This is a genomic window from Yinghuangia aomiensis, assembly GCF_039542225.1.
Lineage (GTDB): Bacteria > Actinomycetota > Actinomycetes > Streptomycetales > Streptomycetaceae > Yinghuangia > Yinghuangia aomiensis.
This window is the reverse complement of record NZ_BAABHS010000106.1, coordinates 1-794: the sequence shown is the minus strand read 5'-3', so window position 1 is coordinate 794 and position 794 is coordinate 1. Positions and strand designations below refer to the sequence as shown.

Genomic DNA, 794 nt, shown 5'->3' with positions numbered 1-794 from the left:
GGGTGTGTCAAGTAGATGGTGTAAACGGGTAGTTGATGTTGGTTGTTAGTGGGTGGTGCGGATGAGGCGGCCTTCGAAGGTGATTTCGAAGGCGTTGAGGGCGGGCTTCCAGCGTTTGGCCCAGCGGGCTTTGGCGGTGCCGGTCGGGTCGAGCGCTATGAGCGCGAGGTAGAGGCACTTCAGCGCGGCGGCGTCGCTGGGGAAGTGGCCGCGGGCGCGGACCGCGCGCCGCAGGCGGGCATTGACGGACTCGATGGCGTTGGTGGTGCAGATGATCGTGCGGATCTCCGCGTCGAGCGCGAGGAACGGCACGAATTCGGCCCAGGCGGCCTCCCACAGCCGCACGATCGCCGGGTACTTCTTGCCCCAGGCCTCGGTGAACTCCACGAACCGTTCCAGCGCGGCCTCTTCCGACGGCGCCGTGTAGACGGGTTTGAGGGCGCGGGCGATCTTGTCCCAGTCCTGCCGGCCCGCGTAGCGGAACGAGTTTCGCAGCAGGTGGATGATGCAGGTCTGCACGATCGCCTGCGGCCAGACCGTGTTGATCGCGTCGGGCAGGCCCTTGAGGCCGTCGCAGACGACGATGCAGGTGTCGGCGACACCGCGGTTCTTCAGCTCGGACAGCACCCGCAGCCAGTACTTGGCGCCTTCCGCACCGTCGCCGGCCCACATCCCGAGGATCTCCCGCTCGCCGTCGACGGTGACCGCGAGCGCGAGGTAGATGGCGCGGTTGGCGACCTGGCCGTCGCGGATCTTCACGTGGATCGCGTCGATGAACACCACCGGATAGACCG

The 794-nt window shown here is 67.0% G+C and carries 1 protein-coding gene; it reads right to left on the bottom strand.

Annotated features, from left to right (window positions below; genetic code table 11):
• Positions 1-45 precede the first annotated feature (45 nt).
• Positions 46-794, bottom strand: a 749-nt coding sequence (locus ABEA93_RS42045; protein ID WP_345681299.1) for an IS256 family transposase, incomplete at its 5' end; no start/stop codon positions are given.